General features: G+C 46.5%; 23 protein-coding genes, 3 tRNA genes and 3 pseudogenes. 18 read left to right on the top strand and 11 right to left on the bottom strand.

Annotated elements, in window-relative coordinates; genetic code table 11:
• The first annotated feature begins 66 nt into the window (after nt 1-66).
• The 8 genes and pseudogenes from MJ768_RS11075 (at nt 67) to MJ768_RS11105 (ending at nt 4,333) form a co-directional block, all read left to right on the top strand.
• Nucleotides 67-1,290 (top strand): annotated as a pseudogene (locus MJ768_RS11075) (IS3 family transposase).
• A gap of 241 nt (nt 1,291-1,531) precedes the next feature.
• A complete protein-coding gene (locus MJ768_RS11080; RefSeq protein WP_239291844.1) occupies nt 1,532-2,113 on the top strand; it encodes a hypothetical protein in 582 nt (193 codons plus the stop codon).
• 178 nt (nt 2,114-2,291) lie between these two features.
• Nucleotides 2,292-2,423, top strand: a complete 132-nt coding sequence (locus MJ768_RS15175) for a hypothetical protein (RefSeq protein ID WP_256449857.1) — start codon at nt 2,292-2,294, stop codon at nt 2,421-2,423.
• Between the two features lie 295 nt (nt 2,424-2,718).
• Nucleotides 2,719-2,817 (top strand): hypothetical protein, encoded by a 99-nt coding sequence (locus MJ768_RS15485; RefSeq protein WP_445082994.1) that lies wholly within the window; start codon nt 2,719-2,721, stop codon nt 2,815-2,817.
• Complete coding sequence (locus MJ768_RS11090; protein ID WP_239291845.1) at nt 2,795-3,241, top strand: hypothetical protein; 447 nt, start codon at nt 2,795-2,797, stop codon at nt 3,239-3,241. The genes MJ768_RS15485 and MJ768_RS11090 overlap by 23 nt, the downstream gene beginning before the upstream one ends.
• A 742-nt stretch (nt 3,242-3,983) precedes the next feature.
• A tRNA-Gly gene (locus MJ768_RS11095) sits at nt 3,984-4,059 on the top strand.
• Nucleotides 4,060-4,116: 57 nt separating this feature from the next.
• Nucleotides 4,117-4,190, top strand: a tRNA-Cys gene (locus MJ768_RS11100).
• 66 nt (nt 4,191-4,256) lie between these two features.
• Nucleotides 4,257-4,333: transfer RNA gene (locus tag MJ768_RS11105), tRNA-Pro, on the top strand.
• Nucleotides 4,334-4,440: 107 nt separating this feature from the next.
• On the opposite strand, the gene MJ768_RS11110 is transcribed toward MJ768_RS11105, so the two are convergent.
• Entirely contained in the window at nt 4,441-4,695 is a 255-nt protein-coding gene (locus MJ768_RS11110; RefSeq protein ID WP_239291847.1) for a hypothetical protein, read from the bottom strand.
• 145 nt (nt 4,696-4,840) lie between these two features.
• On the opposite strand from MJ768_RS11110, the pseudogene MJ768_RS11115 reads away from it, so the two are divergent.
• Nucleotides 4,841-5,224 (top strand): annotated as a pseudogene (locus MJ768_RS11115) (transposase); the annotation flags it as partial.
• Nucleotides 5,225-5,569: 345 nt separating this feature from the next.
• Here MJ768_RS11115 and MJ768_RS11120 read toward each other — a convergent pair.
• The 4 genes from MJ768_RS11120 to wrbA form a co-directional block, all read right to left on the bottom strand.
• Nucleotides 5,570-6,685: a GNAT family N-acetyltransferase gene (locus MJ768_RS11120; RefSeq protein WP_239291848.1), complete on the bottom strand. Its 1,116-nt coding sequence runs from the start codon at nt 6,683-6,685 to the stop codon at nt 5,570-5,572.
• A complete protein-coding gene (locus MJ768_RS11125; RefSeq protein ID WP_239291849.1) occupies nt 6,682-7,293 on the bottom strand; it encodes a DUF938 domain-containing protein in 612 nt (203 codons plus the stop codon). The genes MJ768_RS11120 and MJ768_RS11125 overlap by 4 nt, the downstream gene beginning before the upstream one ends.
• A 123-nt stretch (nt 7,294-7,416) precedes the next feature.
• Nucleotides 7,417-8,112: a HugZ family pyridoxamine 5'-phosphate oxidase gene (locus tag MJ768_RS11130; RefSeq protein WP_239291850.1), complete on the bottom strand. Its 696-nt coding sequence runs from the start codon at nt 8,110-8,112 to the stop codon at nt 7,417-7,419.
• A gap of 78 nt (nt 8,113-8,190) precedes the next feature.
• Nucleotides 8,191-8,793, bottom strand: coding sequence for an NAD(P)H:quinone oxidoreductase (gene wrbA / locus MJ768_RS11135; protein ID WP_239291851.1), 603 nt, complete (start codon nt 8,791-8,793; stop codon nt 8,191-8,193).
• A gap of 64 nt (nt 8,794-8,857) precedes the next feature.
• Between wrbA and MJ768_RS11140 the strand changes: the two genes are divergently transcribed.
• Nucleotides 8,858-10,099 (top strand): YihY family inner membrane protein, encoded by a 1,242-nt coding sequence (locus MJ768_RS11140; protein ID WP_239291854.1) that lies wholly within the window; start codon nt 8,858-8,860, stop codon nt 10,097-10,099.
• Between the two features lie 43 nt (nt 10,100-10,142).
• Complete coding sequence (locus tag MJ768_RS11145; protein ID WP_239291856.1) at nt 10,143-10,322, top strand: TlpA disulfide reductase family protein; 180 nt, start codon at nt 10,143-10,145, stop codon at nt 10,320-10,322.
• A gap of 134 nt (nt 10,323-10,456) precedes the next feature.
• On the opposite strand, the gene MJ768_RS11150 is transcribed toward MJ768_RS11145, so the two are convergent.
• Nucleotides 10,457-11,023 (bottom strand): lytic transglycosylase domain-containing protein, encoded by a 567-nt coding sequence (locus MJ768_RS11150; protein ID WP_239291858.1) that lies wholly within the window; start codon nt 11,021-11,023, stop codon nt 10,457-10,459.
• A 501-nt stretch (nt 11,024-11,524) separates the two neighbouring features.
• On the opposite strand from MJ768_RS11150, the gene MJ768_RS11155 reads away from it, so the two are divergent.
• On the top strand, nt 11,525-11,776 hold the full coding sequence (locus MJ768_RS11155; RefSeq protein WP_239291860.1) for a hypothetical protein: 252 nt from the start codon (nt 11,525-11,527) through the stop codon (nt 11,774-11,776).
• A 300-nt stretch (nt 11,777-12,076) separates the two neighbouring features.
• Here the strand turns inward: MJ768_RS11155 and MJ768_RS11165 are convergent, their stop codons facing one another.
• Nucleotides 12,077-12,634, bottom strand: a complete 558-nt coding sequence (locus MJ768_RS11165) for a Smr/MutS family protein (protein WP_239291861.1) — start codon at nt 12,632-12,634, stop codon at nt 12,077-12,079.
• Nucleotides 12,635-12,641: 7 nt separating this feature from the next.
• A complete protein-coding gene (gene trxB / locus MJ768_RS11170; protein ID WP_239291862.1) occupies nt 12,642-13,601 on the bottom strand; it encodes a thioredoxin-disulfide reductase in 960 nt (319 codons plus the stop codon).
• A 387-nt stretch (nt 13,602-13,988) separates the two neighbouring features.
• On the opposite strand from trxB, the gene mltB reads away from it, so the two are divergent.
• The 4 genes from mltB (at nt 13,989) to MJ768_RS11190 (ending at nt 18,698) form a co-directional block, all read left to right on the top strand.
• Entirely contained in the window at nt 13,989-14,942 is a 954-nt protein-coding gene (gene mltB, locus MJ768_RS11175) for a lytic murein transglycosylase B (RefSeq protein ID WP_239291864.1), read from the top strand.
• Nucleotides 14,943-15,187: 245 nt separating this feature from the next.
• Nucleotides 15,188-16,771 carry a sensor histidine kinase gene (locus tag MJ768_RS11180; protein WP_239291866.1) on the top strand — a complete coding sequence of 528 codons (1,584 nt, stop codon included), beginning with the start codon at nt 15,188-15,190 and terminating at the stop codon, nt 16,769-16,771.
• Complete coding sequence (locus MJ768_RS11185; protein WP_239291868.1) at nt 16,768-17,322, top strand: dihydrolipoamide acyltransferase; 555 nt, start codon at nt 16,768-16,770, stop codon at nt 17,320-17,322. The genes MJ768_RS11180 and MJ768_RS11185 overlap by 4 nt, the downstream gene beginning before the upstream one ends.
• A gap of 14 nt (nt 17,323-17,336) precedes the next feature.
• Complete coding sequence (locus tag MJ768_RS11190; RefSeq protein ID WP_239291873.1) at nt 17,337-18,698, top strand: sigma 54-interacting transcriptional regulator; 1,362 nt, start codon at nt 17,337-17,339, stop codon at nt 18,696-18,698.
• A gap of 48 nt (nt 18,699-18,746) precedes the next feature.
• On the opposite strand, the pseudogene MJ768_RS11195 reads toward MJ768_RS11190, so the two are convergent.
• The 3 genes and pseudogenes from MJ768_RS11195 to MJ768_RS15240 all read right to left on the bottom strand — a co-directional run bounded on the left by MJ768_RS11195 (nt 18,747) and on the right by MJ768_RS15240 (nt 21,810).
• Nucleotides 18,747-19,282: pseudogene (locus MJ768_RS11195) on the bottom strand (flavin reductase family protein).
• A gap of 362 nt (nt 19,283-19,644) precedes the next feature.
• The gene (locus MJ768_RS11205) at nt 19,645-19,959 is read right to left on the bottom strand and encodes a hypothetical protein (protein WP_239291876.1); all 315 of its coding nucleotides are present in this window, start codon (nt 19,957-19,959) and stop codon (nt 19,645-19,647) included.
• A 384-nt stretch (nt 19,960-20,343) separates the two neighbouring features.
• Entirely contained in the window at nt 20,344-21,810 is a 1,467-nt protein-coding gene (locus MJ768_RS15240) for an SEL1-like repeat protein (protein ID WP_305855927.1), read from the bottom strand.
• Nucleotides 21,811-22,150: 340 nt separating this feature from the next.
• Here MJ768_RS15240 and MJ768_RS11225 point away from each other — a divergent pair, with 340 nt between their 5' ends.
• Together MJ768_RS11225 and MJ768_RS11230 are read left to right on the top strand one after the other, a co-directional pair.
• Entirely contained in the window at nt 22,151-22,732 is a 582-nt protein-coding gene (locus MJ768_RS11225; protein WP_239291877.1) for a redoxin domain-containing protein, read from the top strand.
• Nucleotides 22,733-23,229: 497 nt separating this feature from the next.
• Entirely contained in the window at nt 23,230-24,495 is a 1,266-nt protein-coding gene (locus MJ768_RS11230; protein ID WP_239291878.1) for a hypothetical protein, read from the top strand.
• The last annotated feature ends 65 nt before the right edge of the window (nt 24,496-24,560 follow it).

Below are 24,560 nucleotides of genomic sequence, written 5' to 3' on the forward strand. Positions count from 1 at the left end.
TATAGTGGACCCCGATATTCAGACAATAAATTAAGGTGGTAACCTGCTGTAATTGAGGAGCAGGTTATGAGTGAAGCGAAGCGCAAGATATTTACAGGTGATTTCAAGACCAAGGTCGCACTCGAAGCGATCCGTGGCATCAAGACGGTGAACGTTGTGGTCAAGAGATTGGGGTGCATCCGACACAGGTTGGAATGTGGAAGAAGGAGCTGCAAGAGCAGGCATCCAGCTTGTTTGATGCCAAGCGCGGGCCGAAACCTGCCGACCCGTCTGCCAGTCCGGAGCGGCTGTATTCTGAGATTGGCCGACTGAAGATGGAGCTGAACTGGCTCAAAAAAAAGTCTGGGATCAGCCAGTAGAAAAGCGCAAGCAATGGGTCAGCACCGTCGAACCACTGGCGCTGCCCGGCAATGCGAACTGGCAGGTGTCAACCGCTCCACGGTCTATGCGCCGCAAATGGCGACAAAACCAGACGAGCAGGAATTGACGTTACTGGCGCTGATTGATGCTGAATACACCCGGCATCCATTTTACGGCAGCCGCAAGATCAAGATTTACCTGCGTGGCTTGGGGCACAAGATCAACCGCAAGCGGGTGCAGAGGCTGATGGGTACGATGGGGCTTGCCGGCATGGCACCGGGGCCGAATACCAGCCGGCTACACCCGCGGCACAAGGTTTATCCGTACCTGCTCAGAGGCGTGAATATAATCCGCCCCAATCAGGTATAGAGTACGGACATCACGTACATCCGCCTGGCGCGCGGGTTCGGGTACTTGGTGGCCGCGATTGACTGGTACTCGCGTAAAGTGCTGTCGTGGCGGTTATCAAATACACTGGATAGTGTGTTCTGTGTGGACTGTCTGGAGCAGGCATTACAGGCATATGGAACACCTGAGATATTCAACACCGATCAGGGCTGCCAGTTTACCAGCGAAGCTTTTACTGGCGTGCTGTTAAAAAAGGAAATCGCCATCAGTATGGATGGGCGTGGCAGGGCACTGGATAACATCTTTGTGGAACGGCTCTGGCGCAGCGTCAAACACGAAGACGTATATGGCTACGCCACGATGTCTGAATTGCTGATAGGTTTGGCAGAATACTTCGTGCATTACAACACAGAAAGACCGCACCAATCACTGGGCTACGAAACACCGGATCATGTATACCGTACAGCAAGTGGCGGCGGCGCAAGGATTGTGGACAAATACAGCGAGAAAGAAAAAGCTCACTCAGACAAAAAAACAAAAAAAGAAACCAAAAACCGGGGCAGCGTCGTTCATGCTGCATGAAGAAGGTTACCTTCTTAAACTCGGTGCATTATTGTCTTGACGGAGGGGCCCACTGTAATACTGGCCCAAATTCTTTACCCCTTACCCCTTTATTTACTCCAGATGCATCTAATTCATTTAGAGATAACAACTCCTTCCTAATTCACGGTGATGCATTAGATCCGAATAGACAGGGGAAGGCTTCCAATGGTTGCCCCATATTGCCGCTAAGCCGCACCGATATTAAAAAAAGGGAAATATTTTGCGTTACTCAATAGCATGTATTCTTGGGTGCGCATGGCTTGCGTTGGCAACGCCATCCATTGCTGAAACTGAAGGACCATACAAATTAAATGAGTCGATACTTGGTTTTGAACTTGGAAAGCACACACTTGAAGATGTACAAGCGAAGCTCGGCAGGTCTGTTCCAATCTCACCGAGAGAAGGTGAGCCATTCAAAATTTGTTATGTCTCAAATCAACAGCCTGAAATCTTTGTTGTATTCGAGGCCATGACTAAAACCGCTAGTCTGTTGGCCTTTACCGTTACGTCAGATATATCAAAGATTCCTGAAAGAGATGAATGTATTAAATCGCCAATACTCTCCCAGTCTATTCTTACTGCAGGTATGTTAAAGCTTGGAATGACACGTGCACAGTTACAAGAGGTCTTTGGAAAAGCATCAAAATCAGAAGGAAACAAGCTCTCCTATATTTACCAAGCAAAGGTCAGGATGAGCGAAGAGGAAATGAAAAGGATGGAAGATCAGTGGCCCGATGAGGTGAAAAAATATCCGTATTGGAACCTCATGTCGATTATATCAATTGAATTGCTAAAGAATTAAATCGTCTCCATGTGAGTAAGTAAAACGGAAACATATTGATTCGTGGTGTACGCGGCGCAATCGTCAATGCACCGGTTGCTCTCTCTTCCTCTCCTTCAACAAATAGCCGGTTAGGCTCAATAAAATGAAGCCCAACATCACAGATTGCGGATGAACAGAGCCAATTAACAACACCTCGATGGCTAGACGTATTCCGTACGGAGCAGGCAAATTAACAGGGGCAAACACGGGCCACATGCTGAATAATACCGATGCGCTGGGGAACGCCACGCGCTACACCTACACAATCAGCAAGCGTAGCCTGGGCTAGCATAGGTTGTCGCTGAGCTTGCGAAGCCCAACATCACAAGTAAAACACAGGGTCTAGCCAAGTAGCACAATCCCTCTTGTTGTTCTTCTTCAATAAACAAAAAGCCACCCACCTCCGTTATTCTGAAAGCGAGTGGCTTCTTTTTTAGCCGCTAAAAGAGGATTGCTTTCAACCGTCTTCTTCGGCTTCTCCTCATTGCACTCACCAGCGTGTTGAAGGCCGATTTGGAACGCTACGCCGCGCTGCATGCTCAGACCTTCGGCGGCCGATTGATGCCGCGACGCTGATCCCGCACATGCTTGAAGCGTTCATGGCGCAGGATCGGGGGTTTAAGCGAGCAGCGCTACTGCGTACCGCCGCTACGCAAAGAAATGAAAAAACCGCCCTTGGTTGAACAAGGACGGCTCTCCAAATTGGTGCCCGAGGCCGGAATTGAACCGGCACGACCCTTTCGAGTCGAGGGATTTTCTTACCACTTCGGCTTTCGCCGCCAGCGCGAACGCAGTTCGTGGTCTGGAGCACGCCTTCACCATAGCCTTGCGGCCGTAGGTGCCCGCCGTCTGCTCTCTACACCTTCCCTTGAATCTTTCGATCCGGGGCTTGGCTCGGTGTTGGCTCGGATGCTTGCAGCATCCAGGGCTTTCGCCGAATTTGACGGGCTTCACCTCCAGGGTTTCCCTTGGAGGGCTCAAATTGCTTTAAGTCCCTTGTGTCTACCAATTTCACCACTCGGGCTAGCTTGGCTCGTTGCCGAACCGATGTTTCGCCTAGCTACGCTAGGCTTGTTTCAACTGTACTCCTCTACTGGCCCCACATGACACCTAGCAGCCAGAGGACTGTTGGTGCCATTTGCACTAAAGCCCGGGAAACCCGCGCCATTTCAAGCTATGCACCTACATCCCTGATGAAAAAAAACTTGACAAAGGAGATTTTAAGTCCGTTGTGTCTACCAATTTCACCACCCGGGCGAGATAAAGCAAGTTTGAAATGAGTGATACCAACAGACTCATTTCATAATGCGCATTATACAGAGATGCCTGTCACGTTAGCAAAAACATCGTGGTTTTCCTCAATCAAATCGGATAATTGGTGAGTTAACTTTTGCCGTTTTCGGTCAGTAAAAAATAGATTTGTTCGGTATTGCAGCAAATAAACGGTCCGCTTTTGATTCCTTATCCTTCTGAGTTACAACGGTAGACTTGCGCAGTTGCTGTAGTTGTTACACGAACAAATATTCTTACGCATCTTAATCAGCTATTCCATCCAGCTCATCTGTTTCATGGCGAGCCAGATACTGTCGGAAGGTTCGCCTGCAAGCACTTGGTAAACGCGTAGCATCTTCCTGTGTAAGTTGTCCTGCCTGTCTATACTGGGCCTCCTTCAAATATCACTTTTCATATCTTCTGTAGCAATTCGCCCGGTTTATCTTGCCCTTCTGGGGCTGAGTTAAACCGGGCAAATCATGTGCCACATGCCCGGACATTTTCTTTGCTTACTACGAACTTATGCCGTTTTCTTGACACTGATAGCAATATCTCTATAATGCGGACTTCGTTTTTTGCGGGAATAGCTCAGTTGGTAGAGCGCAACCTTGCCAAGGTTGAGGTCGCGAGTTCGAGTCTCGTTTCCCGCTCCACCTTACTTGGGATAGTATCTTGCTTTCCCTTATTTTTTCTTAAAGCATGCGCAACATGGCGGGGTGGCAGAGTGGTCATGCAGCGGCCTGCAAAGCCGTGTACGCCGGTTCGATTCCGACCCCCGCCTCCATCTTCAAATGTACTTAGCCAAAACTTTTATCCGTGGATATTTTTGCTCTGTTATAATTCGCATCTTCGGGGCGTAGCGCAGCCTGGTAGCGTACTTGGCTGGGGGCCAAGTGGTCGGAGGTTCGAATCCTCTCGCCCCGACCAACTAAATAAAATAGTTATACGTTTTATTTGGATTTAATATATGCCCATGTTTTTCGTTTTTCAAACATTGAGTCGATTTTTCCCGCTTTCTGTTTTTGTCTGCACCGTCAATTCACTTCGAATAAGCAGTCAGCACCATTGTCATAGTGGCGTGTCCTAACTGCTTGGTCACCCACATAGGGTTCGCCAGCCATTAGGCTAAGCGTGGCGTAGGTGTGGCGTGTCTGGTAAGGTTCCTCACGCGCAATTCCTGTGCAGCTTTCATCTCTTACGGTAGCCCCGTATCTATAATTCAAGTCGCGAAAGGGCAATTGCTGCCGTGCGGCACCTCTCAAGTCGCTCCCACTAGGCGGTTGATTCATAATGAATTTTAATGAGCGAATTCCAGCGATTTGCTGCCTCGGCCCGATTGCCCCGCTTATATGCCCTGTTGGACGAAGCCGCTACGCGGAGGATGCAGTTTTGACGGGCCGAAGTCAAAATATAACCTCACCCCTCTCGCGAGGGACCGGCACGGCAAGTACCCATAATAGCCAGCACTTTAATGCCGTGCTGGATCCGGCCAACGCATGCCGGGAGGTCTATGCCGATAAGGGCTACCCCAATGCTGCGCGGGAAGCACAATTGAAAGAAGCTGGGTGCCGCAACCGCATTCAGCGCAAAGGGGTGCGCAACAATCTCCTTTTGGCACGGCAGGAAATGCGGAACAAGCGCATTGCCAAAATTTGTGCCCGGGTCTAGCACATCTTAGCCGGCATTGAACAGATGGGCGGCAAGCTGATTCGCACTATCGGTCAGGGCACGGGCGAATTTTGTCATGACCATGATGGCGGCCAGCTACAACCTTAAGCGTTGGTTTATCTCAAGCGGGCTGGAATTGAGGCCTTCTGACGTTCGCAGCAGGCAGAATTTGCTTAAAATATGGACAATTCAAGGTAAAAATGGGTGGAACTGCGCAAAAAGATTCAATCCATCGAAGAATATGAACGCGGGTTTGGCCGCGTTCATAAAGTTCAGGCCGGAAGGTTTGAAAGCTACGGGTTTTAGAGGTGCCCTAAAGTTAAGTCTAAGTATTGAAAGCCGGATAAATCTATTTTATTGCTACTAGCAGACTGTCGGACTTCAAGTTTTGTGGCAACATAACATATTGTTTTTTATATATAAATTAATTTGATTAAATAATAGGCGCATCAATTTAATCAATGAGTTACGCGAGAAGTCCGACAAGCTCCTAGGCTAACGTTTGAAGGGATTGCTGTCGTTTAGCTCATCCACATACTGGGTGATGTTTCCTGTCTCACGCTTTAAGAAATCTTCCACTGCTCGTGAGAATTGCGGATGCGCCAGCCAATGCGCCGACCAAGTTGTGACGGGCAAAAATCCTCTGGCAAGTTTATGTTCTCCTTGGGCACCACCTTCAAAGGTGGTGATTTTATGTTCGATGCAAAATTCAATTGCCTGGTAGTAGCAGGTTTCAAAGTGCAGACCAGGATGATACTCCAGCGTACCCCATGAGCGTCCGTAAAGAACATCGCGGCTGAATAAATTGAGTGCGCTGGCAATCTGCATCCCGCTGCGCGATGCAATGATCAGTAGAATATTTTCAGGCATGGCTGCGCCGATGCGTCTGAAAAAATCCAGATTTAATGACGGCGGAGAGTTGTACTGATTATGCGTATGGGTATAGCACTGGAAGAAAAAATTCCACTGTGCTTCAGAGATTTCTTCTCCACGGATGCGCTTGAAGCTAATGCCGGCTTCTTTCACCTTTCGCCGCTCATGTTTTATTTTTTTGCGCTTGTCTTGACGCAGGCTGGAAAGATAAGCATCGAAATCGGCATATCCAGGATTTTGCCAGTGAAATTGCACCCCGCGACGCAACATCATTCCTTCCTGTTGCATTTCAAGCGCCTGGTTTTCGTCGGGAAATAGACAATGCAGGGAGGATACGCCTGACTCCTGCGCCATTTGTAGAGCGGAACGAATGAGCTGTGTCCGTACTTCGGGGGTTGCCGCCAGAAGTCTTGCCCCGGTAATAGGCGTAAAAGGTACGGCACATAATAATTTTGGGTAATAGTTCAGCCCATGTTGCTGATAAGCCTCGGCCCATGCCCAATCAAAAACGAATTCGCCGTAGGAGTGATGCTTGCGATAAATTGGCATGGCACCAGCAAGAAGGTTGTTTTGCCAGACCGTTAGAAATTGCGCTTCCCAGCCGGTGTGCGGGGTGGTGCAGCCACTTTCCTGTAGTGCCCGTAAGAAGGCATGGGAAAGAAACGGATTACTTCCCGCGAGAGCGTTCCATTGTGTCTCGGAAATATCCGCTATTGATTCGATTATTTTTATGCTCATGTTGCTTCGAGGGTGTTTGGTGCGCGTTGCCACACCAAGGTTCGGTTGTTGCTGGGCATGCTCACATCCCTCTCAAGAAACAGGCCATGCGTTTCGGCGAGCCGATTGATAGCTTCAAAATCTCGCACACCGCTGTTTCTGTCGCGTGATTTGAGCCATGCATCAAAACGCGCATTGCTTTCGGAGGTAAACTTACCCTCATAGTTAAAGGGTCCATACAGGCACAAAATGCCACCCGCGCTTAAAATGCGTGCTATGCCCGCAAACATTCGTTCTACTTCCGGCCACGAAATGATGTGTACCGTGTTGGCATTAAACACTGTATCTACAATTTCGATTGGCCATTGGCCATCGTTCACGTCGATAACCACGGGTGGAAGTACATTGATCAGTTTAGCTTCATCCAGCCAGGCCAGGATGCCCGCATGGTTTTGCGCTAATTCGCTGGTCTGCCAAGTCAAGTGAGGTAACGCACGCCCGAAATAGACGGCATGCTGGCCGGTCCCACTGGCTATTTCTAATACATGCTGTTGATTAACAAATATTTCTTGTAAAGTTTCAAGTATAGGAAACTGGTTTTGTGCGCATGATTCTGAGTAGGGTTTCATAGGTGATAGGCAGCATTAATACGTGATGTGTTTTAATTTTTGCAAACTTACCTTCGTGATCAGGTTGAAGCTATGAGGCACCTATTTGAATCTCCTGTTATTTGAGAGCTTCGCCATGGACATTTATCTAGCTTCTCGTGACATTGCGACTAAAGCATGGCGAGCCTGTTGCGCATCGAGCACCATTTCGGGGAAATTAAAACGCAATATTTTTTCATCGGCGCGTACATCGAAACCGTCGCAGTCGATGCCTAACATTTTCACATGCAGCACTTCGATTTTATGAAAGTGTTGGCAGTAGTGACACATTGTGTCGTGATGATCCGTGTTCATGTGCGAAATCACGTCATTTTCTTGCTGAATTAAAGGATAAAGTGGCACTAAATAGCTATCCGCCTCGATCCAATGGATTTTGCCGAAGCCGCCGATGTAACGTAATGACTGCGGCATGATGCGGTAGAACGAAAAATCATGCATGTCAAAGTAACTTTGCGCTTCAGGGAAGTAGCGCAAATAACGTTCGCCAGCTTTGTCTTTATCCGTAATTATTTGCGCTGTGCCCACCACTGTGATGCGTCCTTGTGTCTGAATGTGTGGGCTATCTTGGTTATGCGTTATTAGACTCACACGCGGGTCATACTGGATGTTTTTGGTGTGTTCCGCTAATGTGCTTATCAGAATGAGCAGGCTGCCATCATGGTCAACCAGATAGGGCGCGATAGAGCCGAACGGATGGCCATCAAATTTTTTAGACAGCGTGCATAGCGCGCCGTAACGATGAGCGCGTAACATTTGGCGAGCTTCGCGCGCATTATTCATGAATATTCCTGAAAATTATTTATGCATTATTTCTGGGAAAGCGGGAATAAATACTTAAAGGCATTTATTGTCCCATTTTTATGCGGCCAACTTCAATGCAGTTTGCGCGAGCCGCTTGCCGAGCGCGATGCACAGTCTTTTTTCGCCTTCGCTGATGGGCTGGTCATTAGCCATCCCCGCGAAATGACTGGCGCCATAAGGTGTTCCGCCCTGTTGTGTGGTGGCGAGTTCTGGCTCGGAATAAGGCAGGCCAACGATAATCATCCCATGATGCATCAGCGGTAACATCATAGACAGCAGTGTACTTTCTTGTCCACCATGCATGGAACCAGTCGAGGTGAAAAAGGCAGCAGGCTTGCCGACCAAGGTGTGTTGCATCCATAGCGAGCCAGTGCCATCCCAGAAATACTTCATCGGTGCGGCCATGTTGCCAAAGCGCGTGGGGCTACCAACAGCAATGCCTATGCATTCCTTAAGGTCGCATAACTCGGCATAGGGGGCGCCCTCTTCCGGTATACCGGGCGCGGTCACCTCACATACCGTGGAAACTTTAGCTACGGTGCGCAGCCGCGCCCGCACACCAGACACCTGTTCCACGCCGCGCGCCACCAGTTGAGCCATTTGACGCACTGCACCGTGCTGGCTGTAGTACAGTATTAGGATTTCTTTGTCGGTTATCATGGGCTTTGTATTGAAATTGTCACATTATGCAAAAAAGTTGTTTTATCACACAAAAGAATGAGCCATGAAAATTTTCTGGACGGATTTGCTACATTTTCTGCGCTTCATCACAGACCGTTTCAGACAGGATCGCTGTGCGGAGATGGCGGCCAGCCTGACTTTTACCACGTTGTTGTCATTGGTGCCGCTGATTACCATAGCCCTTACATTGTTTTCGGCATTTCCGGTCTTTGTTGAATTTTCTGAAGAAATCAAAAAATTCTTGCTTGCCAACATGATGCCGGAAACTGGCGGCAAAATGATTTCTCGCTACATGGAGCAGTTTGCCCAGAGTGCCGCCAAGTTGACCACTGTGGGCATCATATCCTTGGCGCTAACCGCGATGTTAATGATGCTTACCATTGAGGATGCTTTTAACACCATTTGGAGGGTGTCGCGACCGCGTTCATTGGTGCAGCGCGTTCTGGTTTACTGGGTGGTGCTAACGCTAGGACCATTGCTGATAGGAGGCAGTCTATCGCTCACTTCCTGGCTAGCTGGTCTGTCTATGGGTTATACCAAACAAATCCCGGTTTTTGGCGTGGTGATGCTGAAGGTGACGCCAGTAATACTTGCGACATTGGCTTTCAGCCTGCTATTTCGAGTGGTGCCGAACCGTTATGTACCATTACGTCATGCTCTCATTGGTGGTTTGGTGGCGGCCGTGGCTTTTGAATACATGAATCGCACTTTTGCATTTTACATTGCCTATTTTCCGACTTATGAGCTGGTATATGGCGCATTCGCCAGTATTCCAATTTTTCTGCTATGGATTTATCTATCCTGGTTGACTATTTTGTTGGGTGCGCTGATAGCAGCGTCATTGTCGCATTGGAATAGCGGCTCCTCCAAGAATATTCTTCCGGCAGTACAACTTTATTTTGCCCTCAGAATTCTTAAAATAATGAGCGAAGGGATGCATAGCGGTATAGTTAATACCTTGCCAATGCTTTCCAAGCAATTGAATATTGGATTTGATTCCATCGAGCAAATATTGGAAAAACTGGCGCAGATCAACGTGGTGAGCAAACTTGCGGACAATGATTGGGTAATGATACGTGATGCGGAGCATGTGCATGTTGGAGACTTATATCGTTTATTCATATTCGATCAGACAACGTTGGCCGAGCAGCATAACGACGCAGAAATTCGTGCCTGGTTGGCGCGCTTGGGGCAGTGTCATGCGGACATGACAGATATTTCGCTGCGTGATCTTTTTAGTGAGAAGGGCGAACAAAATGACCATCCTCTTGTTTCCCGCGAGTGATAAGGTTTTAAATTATCCTGACCTTCAAAGTGGCTTGCTCCATATGTACTTTTTACGTTTCAATGCTTACAAGTGGGTACTGGTGAATTTTTGGGCGACTTGGTGCTCTCCTTGTCTGGAAGAGATCCCTGATCTAATCGCGCTACACAGTGCACACAAAAACACCGATCTGGTGGTAATAGGTGTGTCGATGGATTATCCCTCGCCCAAAAGTTGGTGCTAAATTTCGTTAAAAACACGCTATAAGCTCTCCCATCGTACTGGGTGATTACAAAATTGCGGATCAGACTGGTGAGGTGCTGGGGTTGCCGGTTTTTCAACCTTAGAATAGGGGCTGGCTATGCGGTTTGATAAGTCTTAGCGCTTGTGCCATGCGGCATTGACTAAATTGGGGTATTCCGGTTTGCCTAGACTGCCGTTATAGCGCCCTAGAGCGCGGTAGAGGTCACCCTTTTCCATATCGAGGTAGTGGCGCAGGATAATGCAACCATATCGCAGGTTGGTGCGCAGGTGGAACAAATTGCCTTCACGTTGGCCGATGAGATTCAACCAAAACGGCATTACTTGCATATACCCTCTCGCCCCCACGCTGGACACGGCATATTTCTTGAAACCACTTTCTACTTGAATTAGTCCCAATACCAATTGCGGATCTAATCCGGCGCGCGTAGCTTCGTAATATACAGTCTTGAGGAAGTCTGCGCGATAGCCCGCGTCTGGAATGCGTCTCTCCAAGCGGCGTGATGTGTCATTCAGCCAAGTGTCGAATTCCTGTTGCGATGCAAATGTCAGCTTAGGTGGCGCTTGATCAGAAACGGAGTGGTTCAACGAGATTTGCACGCTGGCAGATAGCGGTTGATAAGTTTGTGCGCCGCCGTATGTTGCGTGGGCGAATAGCAATCCCACTGCCAGCAAGAGTAGCATAATATAATTTGAATAATATTTTTGAATCAGTCGCATAGTTTTTAAGGATGACTCTAAAAAAACCCACTTTCACATTTCATGCTCCTTAAGATAGTTGTTTAACGGCAAGTTACATAAATACTTTAAGTGACACTTGCATTCAACCCAAATAATACATTAGCAGAATTAAGGTATTCTTAAATGAGCTTAAAGCTAACATTTTTAAATGTAATCAATTATATAAAGTAATTTTTGGCAATAAAATAAGGTGAATTTATGGCGCAAGCATCGGAAAGCTTCATCACCCCTTCGAGATTAAATTCACCTTGCGTGAAGTCAGTGCATGAGGAGGTTAATGAAGAGAATGTTAGCAGCATGTACTTTCGTGCAGCAGCATCGCAGTGGAAGTTGCCAGATCCATGATCCAATCGCGGCTATCCGCCCGTGCAACTGATCGATAAAGTCACTGTGTCGACAACAACATAGAAGCGCCCGCAGGATTGGAATGCTGAGGAACAGTTGGTGGCATTGCCTGAAACGCATGGCTTATCAGGCGATGCCTTGCAGACGTGGTTTCATGAAAATGGGGTATTTGCCCATCATCTGACCAGTTGGAAAACGGCATTTTGTGCCGATGGGAAAGTCGTGCCAGGCACGAGTGAAATTCGGGTATTGAAAGACGAGGATGAGCAACTCAAGCGTGAATTAGTGCGCAAAGAGCATGCCTTGGCGGAGGCGGCCATCCAGTTTGATGAACGGATTTTACTGGGTTAATCAAAACCCCGTTTACACAAAATCCCGGATCCCCCATTCATAATGTTGCTTTTCTGCTCAAGCGATGGCTGCTCGGAACCCTCCAGAGCGGCGTTCAGCAACAGCATCTCGATTATTACATCGATGAATTCACGTTCCGCTTCAACCGCCGTCGATCAAACGCCCGCGGACGGTTCTTTTACCGCTTGGCCAAACAAGTTGCTGCCGTTAACCCAGCATCTTACAGTTCCATTATTTATGGTAAGTCATCAATACGTGCGTGAAGGGGATATCCAATTTTTATATTCTGCCGATTCTCATTTACCCAGGAATGTCGCTGCTTTGGCCGCCTGCCTTAAGCAATACCCAAACCGCGCCGCTACCCCCCGCATTTTGCGGCGCTTCGCAAAATGCCAGCACTTCAGAATATTGGGACAACCAATGGCGCACACGGCTTTTTAGTACACCTTCCTTGCCACCTGCTTGCCATCCTTTGCCATGTATCACGCACACAAAGCGCAGACTATGCTGCACCGCATCGCGCAAGAATTCAAGCAACAGCTTGCGCGCCGCATCACTTTGAAAACCGTGTAAATCCAGGGTGTCCTGCATCGGCCATCGCCCACGCCGCAACTTGCGCAAGGTCATGCGCGACATCCCAGAACGCAGAAACTCGATCGGAACATCACCCCCAGTATCATTGTCGGAAAGTGTGTCCTCGATTAAGTGGGTGGAAATTTCAGTGCTACGTGGCGATGCATGACGTAATTGTTGAGCCAAGGAGATGCGATTGGATGGCGGCAATGGAATAACACCATCCAGTGCCTGCTGGAATAACTCAGCATTCACTGGTGCAGGCTGATCCTTCTTTTTCTTCATTGCTCCTTCAAAGGCTCTGTGCGCTTAAATATTTATCTGCATCCAACGCTGCCATGCATCCAGTAGCGGCACTGGTTACCGCTTGGCGGTAAATATAATCCTGTACATCACCTGCCGCAAATACGCCGGAAATGCTAGTGGCTGTAGCATTTCCATTCAGCCCGCCGCGTGTAATTATGTAGCCATTTTCCATTTCTAACTGACCGGAAAAAATGTCTGTATTAGGTTTATGGCCGATAGCGATGAATAGACCGGTCAGCAAGATGTCTTGCGTGTTACCAGTTTGCATATGTTTGAGACGCATACCAGTCACGCCACTGTCGTCGCCTAACACTTCATCTATTACTTGATGCAATTGCAGCGTAATCTTGCCTTGCTCAACTTGCTTCATCAAGTGATCTACAGTGATGCGTTCAGCGCGGAAGGTATCGCGTCTGTGCACGAGCGTGACATGGCGCGCAATGTTAGAAAGATACAGTGCTTCTTCCACTGCAGTATTGCCGCCCCCTATCACTGCCACATCCTGCCCGCGATAAAAGAAACCGTCGCAGGTGGCGCAAGCGGACACACCCTTACCCATGAATTTTGCTTCAGAAGGCAAACCCAGATACTGTGCCGAAGCACCAGTGGCGATGATAAGTGCATCGCAAGTGTAACTGCCAGCATCGCCAATCAAAGTGAATGGTTTCTGTTGCAGCTTGGCGGTATGAATGTGGTCAATAGTAATTTGTGTATCGAAGCGTTCCGCATGTTGCTGGAAGCGTGTCATCAGTTCAGGGCCTTGCACACCCATCACATCGGCGGGCCAGTTGTCTACATCGGTGGTAGTCATCAGCTGGCCACCCTGCGCCATGCCGGTTATCAGCATGGGCTTAAGGTTGGCACGTGCAGCATAGACGGCGGCAGTATAACCGGCGGGACCGGAGCCAAGAATGAGTAGACGGTGATGCTGTGTTGGTTTTTCCATAAAAATAAAATTATCCAGTCAAATGCAATCGGGGAATGAAATTTAACAGTGGTGCACCTGATTGTCGAGGGTAAAATACAAACATGTAGCGACCAAATAAGCTGTCTGGACTTGTAGCACATGATTTGCCCAATTTAACTCAGCCCTCAATCTGTTGGATTCCGTTTTTTAACGTATGAGATTGAAAAAAATGGAGACCAACGTTTCTAAAAAATGCTGGAAACAGAGGGTGAAGATGGAACGAATAGCCAAAATGATTTACGCACGGAAATTTCAGGAGTGGGCAATGCGATTGCATAAGGTGGATAGCCAGAAGCTGCTTTGCCCGTTGAACTTCAATATTTCCAGCCGGTCTCATTGTTTCAAACAGGGTAGAATACAAACGATATGATGAATTGGCTATGTTTCGCTCTGCTACTGCTTTCTATTCCAAGCTTGGGTGCGATAGAACTACCAGGCATACCTCAATTCATTGACGAAATGGTGGTTAAACATCAGTTCAAGCGTGACGAACTGGAGCTGATATTTCAACGCGCGCAATACCGCCAAGCGGTCATCAATATGATTTCCGCGCCAGCTACTATCAAACCTTGGCCACAATACCGAGCCGCATTCATCAATAATAAGCACATAAGCGATGGACTAAAGTTTTGGCAAAACCATATAAGCGCGCTGCAACGTGCGGAAAAGGAATACGGTGTGCCGCAGGAAATGATCGTCGCGGTAATTGGTGTGGAAACCAATTACGGCCGCAATACAGGTAAGTTCAATATGTTGGATACACTTACTACCTTGGCTTTTGACTATCCGCGTCGTGCCGATTTTTTTCGCAACGAATTGGAGCAATACCTGCTACTGGCACGCGAACAAAAATTCGAACCATTCAAAATACAAGGCTCCTATGCCGGTGCATTGGGCATTCCGCAATTCATGCCAAGCAGTTACCGAAAACATGCGGTGGATTATAACAACGATGGAATAATTAATTTATTCAATGATCCGGAGGACGCCATTGGCAGCGTGGCAAATTATTTCAAACAATATGGCTGGCAGAGTGGCGAGCCTGTAGCTGCTCGTGTCAAGTTAAACGAGAAGACTGAATTGAACATTAAAGAAACGCGCAGCATGGCAGATTGGGCTGAGCTGGGAGTGATTCCAGTGGCACAAACCGCAGACCTTAAATCTGCGTGGCTGCTAGACTTTACTGTTTCCGAGGGCAAGGAATTCTGGCTGGCATTCAAAAACTTTCAAGTCATTATGCTTTACAACAACAACATCTTCTACGCTATGTCAGTGTACCAACTTGCCGATGCTCTCCACTATGCGCGAATCCTGAATTAAATCAATCAAAATAGTTATTGCGACTCAATACAATTTAAGGCTAAAGTAGCCCATTAGTTTTCTCGATACAGCATCTAGATGCAAAACATGTTGAGGTTGGTTCTTTCTTGATTCGAATGAAGGGATGCAGGAATAACAGTGCTGGGAAATGGATTACCTGAAATTTGGTGCACTAACCTTTTCTCTAGCCGACTCCGGCCATGCATTTATATCGTCATAGTTATTTTACTGATACTGAATAAATAATGGGTTTTTTCATAGCCTCTGAGACTGCAGGAACGGAGGGTAGGCTTGCCGCCACCGTCTTAGGACGATTTCGGCACAATCCAAAATCCTTCCTGAAGCTGATTCTGCTCGGATTTACGCTTGTTGGCCTGCCGCTCATTGTTGCGCTTATTCATAGTGCTATTTCCATCGACCGCTTGGCAGACCAAAGTCGCAAGGCTGTATATCAGGCAGTGCAAATCACGCTTGCCAGCCATACTTTAACAAATGAAATTAATATAATGGAACGAAGCGTGCGGCAGACGCTTATTCTTGGTGATGAATCCTTGCTTGAGGGATATTTTCAAGCACACACGAAATTCGGGAAAACAGCCACAAACCTTTTCCAACTCTCATCACGTACTGAGCAGAAGCAGATGTTGGAGCAGCTGCAATCGCTGGAAGCAGCGATTTTTCAGAAGGTGTCGGCTGCGAGCCAAGCTCCGGAAAAGCTACGCGAGCTGGTTCAAAGCTTCGTGCCGCTGTTGGATTATGCGCGCAGCTTTTCTGCCGTCGGTTATGCATTAATAGAACTAGAGGTGGATGAAATGCAGGATATGGCGGAGCATGCGCAAACCATTATGGTTTGGGAGTTGTTCGCTTTGATCCCGTTCGCGATTTTGCTGGCACTTGGATTCTCTTTGTTGATTACACGTCCAATTCGTCAAATTGATGAAGCTATTCGCAACATGGGACAGGGTGAGTTATCAAAAACAGTACGGGTCGATGGTCCACAGGATTTAATGTACCTTGGCGAACGCCTGGATTGGATGCGTCGGCGCTTGCTTAAACTGGAAGAGCAAAAAACAAAATTTCTTCGACACGTTTCTCACGAACTCAAAACACCCCTCACATCAATGCGCGAAGGCGCGGACTTGCTTGCTGAAGGAGTGGTTGGGGTACTGACCGTAAAACAACAGCAGATCGCAAATATCCTCCATAGCAATAGCATACAATTGCAAAAACGCATCGAAGATTTATTAAATTACAGCGCGCTGCAGACCGAGAAATCTGCACTTATGAAACATCAAGCGAATTTGGCGGGCATTTTGAGTGTCGTATTGCAAGATCAGAACCTCGCCATTATGAATAAAAACCTGAAAATCGATCTAGCTTGCTCGGAATTGATGATTGACTGTGACGAACAAAAAATCAGAATCATTATTGACAACCTTTTATCAAATGCCGTGAAATATTCCCCACTCGGCGGCCGTATCAAAATATGGACAAACAAGGTTGACGATTCGGTACAACTGGACATAATGGACGCCGGTCCAGGCATAGACGAAATTGACCAGGACAAAGTATTTGAGCCTTTTTATCAGGGGCGAAGAATGCCTGAAAGCCATGTTAAAGGGACGGGATTGGGATTGTCCATTGCGCGTGAATACGCTCTTGCTCACGGTGGCAATATTGAGCTCAAGGCAAACCGCTCTTCTGAACGGCGGAGCGATAGTGAATACGCTCTCGCTAATGGTCGAAATATTGATCTAGTGCAACCGACTAAGGCAGGCGCCCATTTCCGCCTTACCTTGCCCATCCATGATCCAGAAAGTTGCTCATGAGTATTATCCCAAAAAAATCATGGGTTCTTCTAACAATGATATTGGTCGCCCTGAACGCTTGTTCAACCATACCAGCGAACATACCAGCGAACCAGCCACCTATAGTAATATTGCCTCCTCAACCTCTTGCTATCACACCCAGCCAACTGGAAGTATTAATGCAATATTACGAATACATCCGAAAAATGCCCGCAACAGAATTGGTTAAAGAGCATGACAAAGCGAAGCAAAATTTAATCTTGGCCAAGAGCGATACTACTCGAGCAGAATTGGCACTGCTTCTTATATTGCCCAATACATCCTTCCGCGATACTGGCGCCGCACTTAATCTGCTCAATGAATTTCCGAAGGATGCGAAATTGCCCACCAGCATGCGTAGCTTCAAACATTTACTGTCAGCGCTACTTGCTGAACAGCAGCGTATTAACGGCAGTGTGAATGAGCTATCGCAAAAGTTGAAAGAAGAGCAAAAACACTCTGAGGTTTTGAAAAATCAGATTGATGACATCAAGAATATGGAAAGAAATCTTATTCTCAGGGATAAGCCTTGAGTACAATACAAAAAATGACTGAATCTAATCAAAAAATCCTCATAGTCGACGATGATACAGACCTGCTAGAACTGCTTTCCATTCGTTTGACGGCCGCTGGATATAAAACGGAATTGGCACAAAGCGCCGAGATAGCCCTTAATTATTTGGACGTGTCGCGCCCGCAACTGGTTATTAGCGATATGCAAATGAGCGGCATGGATGGAATGAAATTGTTCGAACATATTCACCGCACCATACCTACTTTGCCCGTAATTATCCTGACGGCACATGGCACTATACCTGATGCCGTTGCTGCAACGCAGCGAGGTGTGTTTGGCTATCTGACCAAACCTTTCGATAGTAAAATTCTGCTGGCCCAGGTTGTTCAGGCTCTCAGACTGGTACCTGGCACTGCGCTCCAAAAAGAAGAATTTCAAGCGCCGTGGCGCAAAGATATCATCACACAAAGCGCCGTGATGGAGGATATCCTCACAAAAGCAGAGCTCGTCGCAAAAGGCGATGCAAGCGTGCTTATTTACGGAGAAAGTGGTGCCGGCAAGGAATTGTTTGCCCATGCCATTCACGATGCATCCAAGCGCCATCATCGGCCGTTTGTAGCCGTCAACTGTGCTGCAATTCCCGAACAGTTATTGGAATCAGAATTATTTGGGCACGTCAAAGGCGCGTTTACCGGCGCTGTTCGAGATCACAAGGGATTATTTCAATTGGCAGAGGGGGGCACGCTTCTTCTTGATGAAATTGGCGATATGCCGCTTCCGCTCCAGGTCAAGTTACTACGAGTTCTCCAAGAAAGACAAGTACGCCCTGTAGGATCGGCACAGACAATTCCAGTGGATGTACGCATTATTTCTGCTACCCACCGTGATCTTCTGGCTGAAATCGGTACAGGCAGCTTTCGCGAAGATCTTTATTATCGACTAAAAGTTGTAGCGCTGACAATTCCAGCATTGTCACAACGGCGTGAAGATATCCCTTTGCTGGCAAACCATTTTCTCAGCTTGCTTTGCGCAAAATACGATAAAGAGATTAATGGATTTTCTCCTGATGCAATGGAAATGCTGGTACGCGCCTCTTGGCCTGGCAACGTGCGACAACTGATGAATATTGTTGAACAATGCGTTGTTTTAAGCACTGCTCCACTCATTTCACCCGTGCTGGTATACGATGCCATGCAAAAAGAAGAAGAAGGGTTAGTTTCGTTCGAAGATGCGCGCAGGAACTTCGAAAGAGATTATCTGGTACGTGTGCTAAAAATTACGGCAGGTAATGTGACTAAAGCTGCGGGTTTAGCCAAACGCAACCGAACCGAGTTTTATAAATTACTCCAGAGACACCAGCTCGATCCCTCCATTTTTAAACAGTCACAAAATTAAATATTTAAACGCCTAACCAGCAAGCAGTCCAGAAGAGACATCTTGGCGTTACTTCATCTTTGACTTTAGCTTGATCTTTTCACCGGCAACCATAAAGTTGCCGCTCCCAAGATGATGAATTGTTTTCGGGTCTTTCACCGCGGGGTCGATCCATGCCTTGATGACTTCAACAACAAATAAACAATACTTGGCCACCATCCTTGTGTCGGCCACCCGACACTCGAGATTTGCATAGCACTCATCGATGAGAGGTGCGCCGACTCGTGCAGCAGGTTTGGGCGTGAGGCTGAACATATCGAACTTGTCTATGTTCGCACCTGATGTATTGCCGCAGCCCACGACTTTTTCAGCCATCTCCACCATAGGAATATTAATGACACATTCTTTGGTTGCTTTCAACAGACCGAAGGAATAGTTGCGATTGCTGATGACGCAACCCATAGCGGCGGCTCAAACTCGATCATGGTGTGCCACGACATGGTCATGATGTTTGGATGCCCACCGCGGGCGATCGTGACCATGACGACTGGCCCAGGCTCAAGTAAGCCATAGACCTTGGACAGTGGAAAGGATTTCTTGGCCATATTCTTGATATGTATTTAGTCCCTTGTTATGTTCACATTAACCTGAATAGTATTTACTTACTTTCCGCATCACTTGAACAGCGCGGCAATCAGTGCAAAAAATATTCTTTTACAGATGAAAATCACGAAGCGTTTCTGTCTTGATCCATAAATAAAGCTTATACTTTTGCGTTCGTTTTTTTCCTTCCACCATCACCGCACATCTAATATTTACATAGAGTTTACTGTACGTTTTTTCTGCCTTTCGCAGGACGCAAAATGCGTCAGCTTATAGGCATTGAGTTGATTCACTTTTATTCCGCGACCGACGCGAAAGTAAGTATGCTTCAATAACATGTTTTTACACCACTATTTACAAAAATCTATGGTGTTGGAATAAATGGAGTAGAAGTCTCTGGAATCGGAATAGCTTGATTTAAATTTCCTGGAGTAGAAAAAGTGTGAGGAATAAAGATAGGATGAGGAGTAGAGAACTGTGGGGACGAAAGCAGGCCCGATGTGATATTGGGAGTAGACAGCAATCCTGGTGTGATATTTTGGGTGGACAGCAGTCCTTGTGTGATATTTGGGGTAGACAACAATCTCGATGTGACATTAGGAGTAATGGTCTGCGGAATAGTCCGTGCCGAGGCTGAAGCAGCAATTATGCTGAGTAAAGCCAATATAATTCTGTACATTGACATTCCTCCTACCGTGAACCCCTGAACCAAGACAATAATGTATCTAGTTTAAGAGGGTAACCATTTACATGCAGCGGATCGGCGCTGCCCCGTTATTGCCTCAATTCCTGAGTGAGTTTTTCTGTCTCACTACATTTGTCAACAATCCTTGTTCTGCCCTCTCCTCGCTATATGACAGTATCTCATTTGTTAAATTCTGTCGAATTAGAAAATTTCTGTCAAAAATTCGTTTGTGCTGTTAGTCCTTGAGAGAAAATAAAATGAATTCACGGGTAAGTTTCGGTCGCTGCACGAGCAAGTCTCAAACTCGTTTTACGGGGCTGTGCTGCATACAATATCGTACATTAGTTATTCTCGAACTGCATCGAGCTGATAAATTCTTCAATCGCATCCTTTGAAATTTTTCTGCTGACATTCACTTGCCATTTTCTGTGCTTTTGTAATTTGCTGTGATGACATTTTTTCTGCAACAAGGTCGCGATTCCTCATCGCATTTGCATCGCCCAATGTAGCGCCAAGATTGAACCACATGTGTGCGAGAATATAGTCCAGCGCAACACCATGCCCATTGTCATACATGGCCCCGAGGTTGTTTTGAGCACTTGCATCCCCCTGTGCTGCTGCTAATCGATACCATTTGACTGCTTCTGCGTAGTCCTGCGCAACGCCTTTTCCTTCGGAATACAAGTCGCCAAGATTCAATTGTGCATCCGCATCCCCTTGAACTGCTGCCAGACGATACCACTTGACTGCTTCTGCGTAGTCCTGCGCAACACCGTGCCCATTGTCGTACATCACACCAACATTGTATTGAGCATTCCTATCTCCCTGCGCCGCAGCTTGCCGATACCACTTGAGTGCTTCACCATAATTCTGCGTTACGCCTTTCCCATCGTAATACAAGTCGCCAAGATTCAATTGTGCATCTGCATAACCTTGCGTTGCTGCTAGGCGATACCACCTGAGTGCTTCTGCGTAGTCCTGCGTAACACCGTGCCCATTGTCATACATCACACCAAGATTGTATTGTGCAATTGCAACCCTTTGTACTGCTGCCAGGCGCCACCACTTGAGTGCTTCTGCGTAGTCCTGCGCAACGCCCTTACTTTTGCTATACATCAAGCCAAGATTCAATTGTGCATCTGCATATCCTTGCGTTGCTGCTAGGCGATACCAACTAAGTGCTTCTGTGTAGTCCTGCGTAATGCCCTGCCCGTTGTCATAAACTAAGCCAAGATTGTATTGCGCCTTTGCATATCCTTGCGTTGCTGCTAGGCGATACCAACTGAGTGCTCCTGCGTAGTCCTGCGCAACGCCCTTACCTTTGTAATACATCAAGCCAAGATTGTATTGCGCCTTCGCATACCCTTGCGTTGCTGCCAGACGATACCACTTGACTGCTTCTGCGTAGTCCTGCGTAACACCGTGACCATTGTTATACATCACACCAAGATTGTATTGTGCAATTGCAACCCTTTGTACTGCTGCCAGGCGCCACCACTTGAGTGCTTCTGTGTCGTCTTGCACAACGCCCTTGCCCTTGTTATACAAGTCGCCGAGATTCAATTGTGCATCTGCATCCCCTTGCGATGCTGCTTTTCTGAACCAGACAAGAGCCTGTCCATAGTCCTGCTCAACGCCCTTTCCCATTTGATACATCAAGCCAATAATGTTTTGATAATCTGTATTCCCCTGAGATTCATATAACCGGTACAATTTGAGAGCTTCTGTGTAGTCACCTCTCTTATATGCAGCATGAGCAGCATTGTAATCTTCGTACGGCTCCGCCCACGCAGTACTAACACTCAGCAATAGAACAGTAAATATAGAAAGTAGCAGTTGTTTCATTTATCACCTCATCGTGCAGCAGCTAGCGGTGGCTTGGTTTTGCCCATCAAGAACTTACAAACTTAGAGATAATCTGCAGCGCATAGCCTTAGAACGATATTCTATAGAAGCTAAAATTTTAAAATAGATAAAAAAATCTATAGTGGACCCCTCAGTCAAGACAATAATGCATCGAATTAAAGAGGGTAACCTTTCACAAGCAGCGGAACTACGGATCACATCATGATGCTGGAAAGCAACCTAAGACGCGTCGTTTTTTATCTTTCAAGACCCACGCGTAAAATATGCCGCTTGAAACTATTTAATGGCCGAGTAAATTGCCTAACTCAGGAATAATTGTATGACTAATATCAACCCAGTAGCTCCAGAACTACAAGTATCTCAATGGCTTAATACGCTACGTTCCATTACGCTTGCGGAATTACGTGGACGCGTGGTCGTACTGCACGCATTCCAGATGCTATGTCCCGGTTGTGTGTCACATGGTCTGCCACAGGCTGCGGCTATCCATGAAACTTTTCCGGCAGCAGATATTGCCGTGATCGGTATTCACAGTGTCTTTGAGCACCATAGCGCAATGACCCCCGTGGCTTTACAGGCGTTTCTTTATGAATACCGTATCCGTTTCCCAGTTGCTGTGGATCGACCATCAACAACAGGCAATATTCCACATACGATGGAAGCATTTAATATGAGGGGCACACCCACGCTGATTATTCTGGACCGACAAGGGTGCATCCGACTCAACCACTTCGGTCGTATAGATGATTTGCGTGTTGGAGCAACGATTGGCCAACTGGTGAGTGAGACTGCGATCGATCCCAATAGTAATCAATATCAAGAGCAAAACGCTGAAGGGCGCGTTGGTTGTGACGGCGAAGAGTGTGCTATTTCGGAAAATCTGGGACAGGCGAGTGCATGAATCGCCTAGCTTTGCGGTCAACACTAATGTTCGGACAATTAATAGCAGCTGTCCGCGCAAGCAAATTTCAGCAATTAGTCGATCGGCAGATTTACAAAACGCAGCTGGGTTAGCCCTGCTGTGCCAACTTGGAAAACAAAATGGTTGATGCTGAGTTGGAAAAATTTTCCTTAAAATGGCTGGCACAATAGTCTTTGAATAATTCGATGCAAGGGACCAGCGCGCGACGATAATAAACTGACTGTGTGTGTCAAAAATTGAGTCTTGATATAGCAACATCAGATAGACGATGTCCGTTAACCGCTAAGAGCAGTTACTCATGATTTTTTTAAACCTTCAACGATAGACGGTGGCCTATCGGCTGGGTAGCTCCTCGTCCGTAGCTCGTGCCATGAGCAGAGCTTAATTGTGCTGGTTATTGGTGCTGGTTATTGGTGCCTCTTTCGTAAAGTCAAAGAATGTCAGTCTTATATAAAATGTTGGATGAGAGGTAACTGATGAACGCGAAATGGGTATCGATCGTCCCGAAGCCGCAAACTGATAATGCTGACATGGACGCGAAAGTTTTAATAGAAAAGATAAAAGCCTTCCTCAGTCTGACCAACGATGGCAAGGTTAGTCACACCATAGACGTAGATTTTCTCGTTGACGCTCTTTTTGGCAACATAAGCCATAGTTTTATTCTCGATCATGATGTCCTATTTAGAGAGTTTAAAAATGCGGTGTTCAGCGCATATAAGACTGATCAGCAATTGGCAAACCGAAATGCAATTTTGAGAAAGTTTGAGGAAAACTGTAATTTCCATCTTAAAAACAAAATTCATTACACGCTAATTACATCAATTGGTTTAAATAGCACTTCGCTGCCAAGAAGAAGATATGTAAATGGCTATGTTTTGAACTTTAGTAAAGATATTCCGAGAAAATATGCGTCTAGTAGACAAAATTTGCTTGAAAAGTATCCTAACCCAAATAGTGGCTTATCCGACGAAAAGGATTTCACCTTTTTAAGCGTATCGTTAGAGGCTGCAAACTATCAAACAGCCTACATGAAAGCCATGAAAGCCGTAGATTTGGTTAGATCTATTTGGCAGCTACAAGTCCAAAAGGACATGAATATTTTTGCATACAACAACTCACAGAAATTTCCATCAGATAGCGTTGTTACATTGGGTCTGGCTCACACACTTCATTTATCAAATGGGAAGAGCGCTTGGGATGGCTTGTGGTATGAGCAGAAGCAATCAAATGATATAGCTATCCAGATAAAGAATTTCGATACAGCTGACTTACACATAGGGAAGTTTTTGAATCTATTAAATAATAAAAACATTAAGTATAGGGATTTTCTTCATAAAATTTTTGTGAGCTACATAAATGCTTTAGATCAGAGTGATCATGAGTTTCGGTTCATGAAACTTTGGCTGACATTAGAGCTAATTACGGATGCAGATGACGCTAAGACTATTATAAAAAGGGTGTCTTTCTTTTATAAGGATCGAGCAGTCGAGAAAGCAATTCTTCAGTCACTGCGTAGCGCGAGAAATATCAATGTTCATGCTGGGGAAAGGCGACCTAATGTTGAATTGAAGAATTTTCAAATGTGTCAGTATATTGAACATTTGCTTAGATTTTTCCTGCAAAATCCATTTAAGTATGAAAAACATCATGAACTATTGACTTTCATATCATCGAAGACTGAGGTTTCAGCAATTGACGACGAAATAAGAAGGCTGAAGCTGGTTAAAAAATTTATTGCATGACCTTGAAGTTTTGCCACATAAAAAGACCGTATGCGCAGATTTATAGAGCTGAAGGTTTTGAACAA

Origin of the sequence: Candidatus Nitrotoga sp. 1052 (assembly GCF_927312905.1) — a bacterium.
In the GTDB taxonomy this organism is placed as follows: Bacteria; Pseudomonadota; Gammaproteobacteria; order Burkholderiales; family Gallionellaceae; genus Nitrotoga.

Bases quoted from the DNA above. Each gene is read 5' to 3' on its own strand.
- MJ768_RS15175 (WP_256449857.1), top strand. From the start codon at position 2,292: ATGGCTAGACGTATTCCGTACGGAGCAGGCAAATTAACAGGGGCAAAC.
- MJ768_RS15485 (WP_445082994.1), top strand. From the start codon at position 2,719: ATGCTTGAAGCGTTCATGGCGCAGGATCGGGGGTTTAAGCGAGCAGCG.
- MJ768_RS11090 (WP_239291845.1), top strand. From the start codon at position 2,795: ATGAAAAAACCGCCCTTGGTTGAACAAGGACGGCTCTCCAAATTGGTG.
- MJ768_RS11110 (WP_239291847.1), bottom strand. From the start codon at position 4,695: ATGAATCAACCGCCTAGTGGGAGCGACTTGAGAGGTGCCGCACGGCAG.
- MJ768_RS11120 (WP_239291848.1), bottom strand. From the start codon at position 6,685: ATGAGCATAAAAATAATCGAATCAATAGCGGATATTTCCGAGACACAA.
- MJ768_RS11125 (WP_239291849.1), bottom strand. From the start codon at position 7,293: ATGAAACCCTACTCAGAATCATGCGCACAAAACCAGTTTCCTATACTT.
- MJ768_RS11130 (WP_239291850.1), bottom strand. From the start codon at position 8,112: ATGAATAATGCGCGCGAAGCTCGCCAAATGTTACGCGCTCATCGTTAC.
- wrbA (WP_239291851.1), bottom strand. From the start codon at position 8,793: ATGATAACCGACAAAGAAATCCTAATACTGTACTACAGCCAGCACGGT.
- MJ768_RS11140 (WP_239291854.1), top strand. From the start codon at position 8,858: ATGAAAATTTTCTGGACGGATTTGCTACATTTTCTGCGCTTCATCACA.
- MJ768_RS11145 (WP_239291856.1), top strand. From the start codon at position 10,143: ATGTACTTTTTACGTTTCAATGCTTACAAGTGGGTACTGGTGAATTTT.
- MJ768_RS11150 (WP_239291858.1), bottom strand. From the start codon at position 11,023: ATGCTACTCTTGCTGGCAGTGGGATTGCTATTCGCCCACGCAACATAC.
- MJ768_RS11165 (WP_239291861.1), bottom strand. From the start codon at position 12,634: ATGAAGAAAAAGAAGGATCAGCCTGCACCAGTGAATGCTGAGTTATTC.
- trxB (WP_239291862.1), bottom strand. From the start codon at position 13,601: ATGGAAAAACCAACACAGCATCACCGTCTACTCATTCTTGGCTCCGGT.
- mltB (WP_239291864.1), top strand. From the start codon at position 13,989: ATGATGAATTGGCTATGTTTCGCTCTGCTACTGCTTTCTATTCCAAGC.
- MJ768_RS11180 (WP_239291866.1), top strand. From the start codon at position 15,188: ATGGGTTTTTTCATAGCCTCTGAGACTGCAGGAACGGAGGGTAGGCTT.
- MJ768_RS11185 (WP_239291868.1), top strand. From the start codon at position 16,768: ATGAGTATTATCCCAAAAAAATCATGGGTTCTTCTAACAATGATATTG.
- MJ768_RS11190 (WP_239291873.1), top strand. From the start codon at position 17,337: ATGACTGAATCTAATCAAAAAATCCTCATAGTCGACGATGATACAGAC.
- MJ768_RS11205 (WP_239291876.1), bottom strand. From the start codon at position 19,959: ATGTACAGAATTATATTGGCTTTACTCAGCATAATTGCTGCTTCAGCC.
- MJ768_RS15240 (WP_305855927.1), bottom strand. From the start codon at position 21,810: ATGAAACAACTGCTACTTTCTATATTTACTGTTCTATTGCTGAGTGTT.
- MJ768_RS11225 (WP_239291877.1), top strand. From the start codon at position 22,151: ATGACTAATATCAACCCAGTAGCTCCAGAACTACAAGTATCTCAATGG.
- MJ768_RS11230 (WP_239291878.1), top strand. From the start codon at position 23,230: ATGAACGCGAAATGGGTATCGATCGTCCCGAAGCCGCAAACTGATAAT.